Source organism: Deltaproteobacteria bacterium (assembly GCA_020845775.1).
Classification (GTDB): domain Bacteria; phylum Bdellovibrionota_C; class UBA2361; order SZUA-149; family JADLFC01; genus JADLFC01.
In genome coordinates this window covers 1-6,604 of the sequence record JADLFC010000117.1, presented here as the reverse complement: position 1 = coordinate 6,604, position 6,604 = coordinate 1, and the positions used below count along the sequence as shown (strand labels likewise).

The 6,604-nt window shown below is 45.7% G+C and carries 5 protein-coding genes; 3 read left to right on the top strand and 2 right to left on the bottom strand.

Annotation, left to right across the window (positions count from 1 at the left end):
• Positions 1-214: 214 nt before the first annotated feature.
• Positions 215-730, bottom strand: coding sequence for a hypothetical protein (locus IT291_07550; protein MCC6221077.1), 516 nt, complete (start codon positions 728-730; stop codon positions 215-217).
• A gap of 239 nt (positions 731-969) precedes the next feature.
• Between IT291_07550 and IT291_07545 the strand changes: the two genes are divergently transcribed.
• The 3 genes from IT291_07545 to acs are packed head-to-tail and all read left to right on the top strand — an operon-like array spanning position 970 to position 4,862.
• Positions 970-1,686 carry a hypothetical protein gene (locus IT291_07545; GenBank protein MCC6221076.1) on the top strand — a complete coding sequence of 239 codons (717 nt, stop codon included), beginning with the start codon at positions 970-972 and terminating at the stop codon, positions 1,684-1,686.
• A 1-nt stretch (position 1,687) separates the two neighbouring features.
• Positions 1,688-2,842, top strand: coding sequence for a molybdopterin-synthase adenylyltransferase MoeB (gene moeB / locus IT291_07540; protein ID MCC6221075.1), 1,155 nt, complete (start codon positions 1,688-1,690; stop codon positions 2,840-2,842).
• Positions 2,843-2,858: 16 nt separating this feature from the next.
• Complete coding sequence (acs, locus tag IT291_07535) at positions 2,859-4,862, top strand: acetate--CoA ligase (protein MCC6221074.1); 2,004 nt, start codon at positions 2,859-2,861, stop codon at positions 4,860-4,862.
• A 99-nt stretch (positions 4,863-4,961) separates the two neighbouring features.
• Here the strand turns inward: acs and IT291_07530 are convergent.
• The coding region (locus IT291_07530) for a transglycosylase SLT domain-containing protein (protein MCC6221073.1) at positions 4,962-6,604 on the bottom strand (1,643 nt) is incomplete at its 5' end.

Sequence of the window (6,604 nt, the reverse complement as noted above, 5' to 3'; positions counted from 1 at the left end):
TAGAGGTGTATTAGCAATGGGAAGAAATCGTAGATGTTTTGTTAATAACACTAGTGCCGCTAAAATAATTACTGCTGGTTAGTTTACGTCATCCAAATAAGCGGGGTGCAGATTTAAGTTGCAAATTAAAGTAGCTACGGCGTAGAGATCTGCCCGAAGTTCCCGATTACCCAATTTTAGCTACGCAGATATAAACTTTCTTTTTTGCGACTGATTATTTTATCGCACGGATAGCTCTGTTGCTGTGCTTTGCGTTGCAACTTTTTTCGACCTCAGTGTCGCTAATACTTAGCGGCGGGAGCTCGCAAAGCGTAGCTAAGTCATCGTCCTGTCGGGTTTCCTGATGTGCTCGCCACATCAATTTTTTATTCGTATCTCCACAGCAGTTCCGGCACGTAAAAGAAGGCCAATCTAATGCGGCAGCCAAACTAAGACAAGTTTCGTAGTGCGGACATTCAAATCGCCTCGTTATGTCACTTATTATTTCCAGCGTGCTGTCGGTTATGCGACAGTTCTCGCGGGCTCTCTTTACTAGGGCCCGTCGGCTCTGCAGTTGTAGTGGTGCTTGAGGGGGTTTTTGCTTGGTAATGTCAAGTCTCTTCTCTGAACGCAAAGAAGGGCTATTGACATCGGCTTTTTGGCAGGAACCATTACAGGCTTCAGCATCTTGGCTCAGATGTTTATAGATGTCAGGTTTTTGAACTTCAAATGGACCTGGACCGCTAGCCATAAAATCCGCAATCTCTTATCGATGATTCGAAGAAAACCTCAAGCATTAGCTATGAGATTTATGCTTAGATTTACAAGTATAGCTGAAAGCTTTGTATAAAAGCAACCAAAAGATTAGGACTAAGAAAAGGCTGCCGAGGGCAAATTTTATTTAGGCTAATTTAGTGTTATTCTACTAATCCTTATCTAAGTTGGCTGTTTCATTAGAATAGAATGGAACTATTAATTTATAACTGATGTATGGGATTTAATTCAGCAGTTAGGCACATTAAGCATCATGGAAAGGGGGCGTTGTGTGAGCACTTGGTTGTAATAGCGGAGAGAGATATTTCAAATGTAGAGCTCTGTTCGTTTGCCAGTGCTGGAAACTTCGCTAATGTGACGTTTCTAGACGTTAAATTAGTTGCAACTGATAATTCAGACGAGGCTTGCGCTGATAAGTTATGCGAAACGTTGCTGCGCGCAGACGCGAAGCGGATTAATCTCATAGGCATTGGGGGCGGCGCGAGCGTAGCTTTAGTTTTGGCGCGGGAGATGTCGAAGTCAGTGCGACGCATGGTAATTATCGATGCCGAGTCTCGTAGTGAGCCTCGGCTATTAATTAGGTTAATGGATGTGTGCGACAAACTCGTACCTATGGGCATGCCGTTTTTATTCTCATTTGCTGGCTTTGATTGTAGATTTTTTTTGCACTCCCTTAGAATGCCAGTGCTAATCTTAACTTCAAGTCATGCTTCTAATTACTGCAAAGAGCAGAGTAAATATTTCCACCGCAAATTGCCAAATTCTTATCTCAGGGAACTTACAGAGTGGGGATTCCTGGGTGACTTATTTTGTAGTCCAGAGTTATTGAGAGAATTGGCGTCTTTTTTTTCTATTCAAGTTAAAATGCCACAAGGTAGAGTCTCGCAAAACCAAGTGCGAGGGCCAAAAGTTGCTAGCGAAGGCAGTGCTTAGCATGAGTGCCTGTTTGTTTTCCAAAGATGAGCTTAGGCGCTATCAGCGCCAAATAATACTGCCGGAGGTTGGTATTCCCGGGCAGGAAAGGCTAAGAAAATCAAGTGTCTTAATTGTGGGAGTTGGCGGCTTGGGATCTCCATTAGCTATGTATTTAGCAGCTCAGGGAGTAGGGCGCATGGGTCTAGTCGATTTTGACGCGGTAGATATTAGCAATCTACACAGGCAGGTTATTTATGGAACGGCTGATGTGGGTTTGCAAAAATTGGAATCGGCTCGCGAAGCTATTTTACAGCTTAATGAAGATGTCAAAGTGGATTTATACAATTCGCGACTTTCGTCGCAAAATGCCTTAGGTATACTGAGACACTATGATATCGTCGTCGATGGCACTGACAACTTTGCTGCCAAATACTTGATTAACGATGCCTGCGCATTGCTCGGGAAACCAAATGTATATGGAAGTGTGTATGGGTTCGAGGGGCAAGTATCTGTTTTTTGGGCAGGACGTGGACCTTGTTATAGATGTTTGTATCCGGAAGTGGCTGCGCGAGGAATGGTTCCAAGCTGTGCGGAAGGAGGAGTGCTTGGCGTTTTGCCTGGAGTGATTGGGATGTTGCAGGCTTGCGAGGTAGTGAAATTAATTCTCGTGCAAGGCGAGCCTCTAGTTGGTAACCTTCTATTGTATGACATGCTCGCTGCGGAGTTTAGGAAGGTGGTGATAAGCAAGGATCCAAATTGTGCGATTTGTGGAGATAATCCCACTATAAAGGTTTTGTCGGACATTGAGCAAACCGCCTGCATGAAAGAGGGTGATATGAATGATGTTAGGAGTTTGGTCGAGATGATTAGCCCAGAGGAACTTCGCGATGAGTTGAGCGGAAGAGAGGAGATTTGCCTCATAGATGTGAGGGAGCCGCATGAGTTTGATATTTGCCATATAGCAGGAGCTCAACTTATGCCTTTAAGCGAAATTGAAAAGCTGTGTAGCGAACTAGATAGCAGTGCAAATATAGTCGTGTACTGTAAAGGCGGCAAACGTGGTGCTAAAGCCGTGGAGATTTTATTTCAAAGTGGTTTTAAGAAAGTGAGAAACTTAAGCGGCGGTATCCTACAATGGATCGAAGCGGTCGATCCGTCGCTTGAGAAATATTAACAGGAGTTGTTTAACAATGTCATCATCGGAAATAGATTCACTTCTTCACGAGGAGCGCATTATTGCTCCAAGTGATGCTTTTCGCAAAGCGGCGCTCTTGCAGAGCCTTCAAGATTACGAGCAGATGTATAGAGAGTCCATTAGTGAGCCAGAGAAATTTTGGGCTAGGCAGGCTAGAGAGAACTTATTTTGGTTTAAGGATTTTGGTTCTTCTGTGTTTAGGGGCGACTTTAGTTCTATAGGAGAGCGGGAAGGGCTTTTTGTGGAGTATTTTTCATCTGGCGTTATCAATGCTTCTTATAATTGCCTAGATCGGCACCTAGATACTTGGCGCGCTAACAAGGCTGCGATTATTTGGCAGGGTGAGCGCGAGGAGGAGAAGAGGACTTTGACGTATATGCAGCTATACTTGGAGGTGTGTAGGTTTGCAAATGTCCTTAGAAAGCATGGCGTAAAGAGGGGCGATGCCGTTACTCTTTTTCTTCCGATGATTCCAGAACTCGTGATTGCCGTGCTGGCTTGTGCGCGCTTAGGAGCAGTGCATTCGGTGGTCTTTTCGGCTTTTAGTTTCGAGGCGCTAAGAAACAGGATAATGGATTGTAGTTCTCGGGTTGTAGTTACGGCTGATGTGGGTTTTCATGGTGGCAAGACGATTCAACTAAAGGAAAAGGTCGATAAGGCTCTCCTTGGTTGCGAGCAGGTAAGAAGAGTAATCGTTTTTAACCGCGGCAATCAGAATGTGGATATGAAGTCTGGGCGCGATTGCTGGTGGCATGTCGAAAGTAGTCAAGATGATATTGGCGACAAATGCGAAGCCGAGCCGTTACCCTCAGAGCACCCTTTATTTGTGTTGTACACTAGTGGTAGCACGGGTAAACCTAAGGGAGTAATGCACACTACTGCGGGTTATTTGCTATACGCGCACGTTAGTTTTAAGTACATCTTTGACTATGACGACAAGGACGTGTTTTGGTGTACGGCAGATGTAGGTTGGGTTACGGGTCACTCGTATCTCATATATGGGCCACTTTCCAATGGGGCGACCTGTATGATGTTCGAGGGTGTGCCGACTTACCCAGCGCCGGATAGATTTTGGAAAATCATTGCACAAAATAGGGTAAGCGTTTTTTACACGGCTCCAACGGCGCTAAGAGCGCTAATGCGTTTGGGAGACGAGTTGCCAAAAAGACACGATCTTTCGAGTCTGCGGCTGCTAGGTAGCGTGGGGGAGCCTATAAATCCAGAAGCTTGGATGTGGTATTATCGCGTAATTGGGAATGAGCGTTGTCCCATAGTCGATACTTGGTGGCAGACGGAGACTGGCGGAATAATGATAAGTACTTTGCCGGGAGCCATGTCGATGAAGCCAGGATCGGCTGGAAAACCTTTTTTTGGAGTGGCGGCTAGAGTTGTTGGTGAGGATGGTGCAGTGGTTACCGCAAATCATGGCGGCAGTTTGGTGATCGAAAGTCCATGGCCAGGCATGATTAGAGGCGTTTATGGAGATGCTACAAATAAGCTTATAAAGGAAGTTTATTTTAGCAAGTTTCCTGGAAAATACTTTACCGCCGATGGTTGTCGCGTCGATGAGGATGGTTATTATTGGCTTCTTGGAAGAATTGACGATGTGCTCAATGTGTCTGCGCATAGGATTGCTACTGCCGAAGTTGAGAGCGCGCTAGTTTCGCATAGGGCCGTGTCTGAGGCAGCAGTGGTGGGTTATCCACATGAGACTAAAGGGCAGGGAATATGTTGTTTTGTAACGCTTAAGAGCAGCGTTCAGCCTACGGAGGAAGTGCGGAAGGAATTGATCCAGCAAGTTAGAAGCGAGATTGGTCCAATTGCCACTCCAGATAGAATGTATTTTGCCGATGCTTTGCCTAAGACGCGTTCGGGAAAGATCATGCGGCGCATCTTAAAGAAAATAGCGGCTGGGGAGATAGATAAGATTGGCGATACGACAACTCTTGCCGATCCGTCGGTAGTGGATAACTTAGTGGCGGCTGTGGCTAAATCCTAAGCGCGCTAACATGTCCAAATCATTCATTTGTTTCTTTTGTGACGAGTGAATAGGTGCCGCAACTCTATGTAGTCCAACACTTAACATATTACGCTTCTATTAGTTTGTCCGCAGCAGTTTTTGTAGATAAATTTCTTCTGCTAATAGGACGCTTTTTACGTAGTTTCTAGTTTCTGGGTAGCCGATGAGCTCTAGCCATAAATATGGTTCTATATTGGGCATGCGTGCGCGCCAGCGATTTACGGCGGATTGTCCGGCATTGTAGGCGGCGATTGCAAATATTTTGTTGCCATCGTAGGTGGATAAAAGGCGGGAAATATGTTTGGTTCCCAGGGAAATGTTAGTTTTGGGATCGAAGAGATCATTTTCGGCGAGTAAACCTTCGGTCTTCGCCGTTTCTCGCATGAGCTGCATGAGTCCCATAGCTCCCACCGAGGAAATGGCTTTTGGGTCGAAATGGCTTTCTGTTCGGGCGATGGCTAGAAGCGTTGATTCGCTAACGCTAAATGTGCTAGCGGCTTCGCGGAATACCTCAATTTCTGCTGTCGGGTAACTCAAGTCCAATAGAAAGTCGGCACACCTGCTCAAACGCTCGTCGCTTGTTTCTAAAGGTGCAACTTCTTTTAAGGCGCGACTCGCCGCTCGTATTGCCAAAGTAGGGCTTGCAAATTGGGAGTATAAGCTAGCTCTGGTTGTGTCGGTTTGAATTCTTACTATTGGGGTCCTTGATAACTCGGAAAACTTCGCAGAATCCATCTGATTAGCAAGAAACCAGTCCACCTCAAACTGAGCAAATTGAGAAAGATCGACACTTTTTAGCTCGGCTAATGTATCAATTAAGCGCGCAGGTAAGTCTAGCACACATTGGCGCATATCTGAGTCGGTATGTGAGCTACGAGATACGAGTTTTAGTTCGGAGGTGCCGCCAGCTAGAAATTTTCCAGCAAGCATGCTGTAAAAGGTTGGCGGTTGCATTTTGGACAGCGATTCCCAAATGCTTTCGGCAGAGGGATGGTGTAATGTTCGAAGCGTAGCACTGTCTAATTCGCTCAATGCGAATGCTTGCCAAAACATTGCATGATGATGGAGGTTATCTAGCTCATCGAACTTGGGTTTTTGCGCCGTGCTTAGCATCTCTTCGGCGGTTGCAAACATTTTCTGAAAGGAATCAGCCGCAAATACATAGCTTTCTTGCTGCAAATACAGCCAGGCAATGCGCTTAAGAGTTTTTAATTTTATTTCTAGGCTGACAGTGGAGTCATGTAGTTCCAAGTAAACATTCTTAGCTTCTGCTAGTTGGTGGGTCTCCTCAAAGAGATGTCCCTTAATGTACAGAGCTTCATCCTTGTAGCTAGTTTCGGGAAAACGCTCGAGAAGTCTATTGATAAACTGAAAGGCGCGGTCGTGATCGTTCGCATTCCAGGCATCTTTGGTAATTTGCAGCATAGCGCGATCGGCACCGCCGAGTTCTCCATCGGCGCTAATCGTTAGCAATATGTAATCAGCCTCTTCTCCGCGCCGCAACGCCTTCAATATTTGCGCTTCGAGAAAAAGCGCCCCAAAATACTCAGGCGTTTTTGGCGCAATGGCAATCTTCTGCTCCTGGATTTTAGCAAGAGCTATAATAGCTTGGTTTTCCTTTAGAAGCAGGCTAACTTCTTCAGCCATAAAGTTTTCTGGCAATGATTTAATCAGCTCCGGATTCTTCTCCAGTAGAGCATGGGTTTCACGGCGGGCTGATG

Bases quoted from the DNA above. Each gene is read 5' to 3' on its own strand.
- moeB (MCC6221075.1), top strand. From the start codon at position 1,688: ATGAGTGCCTGTTTGTTTTCCAAAGATGAGCTTAGGCGCTATCAGCGC.
- acs (MCC6221074.1), top strand. From the start codon at position 2,859: ATGTCATCATCGGAAATAGATTCACTTCTTCACGAGGAGCGCATTATT.
- IT291_07550 (MCC6221077.1), bottom strand. From the start codon at position 730: ATGGCTAGCGGTCCAGGTCCATTTGAAGTTCAAAAACCTGACATCTAT.
- IT291_07545 (MCC6221076.1), top strand. From the start codon at position 970: ATGGGATTTAATTCAGCAGTTAGGCACATTAAGCATCATGGAAAGGGG.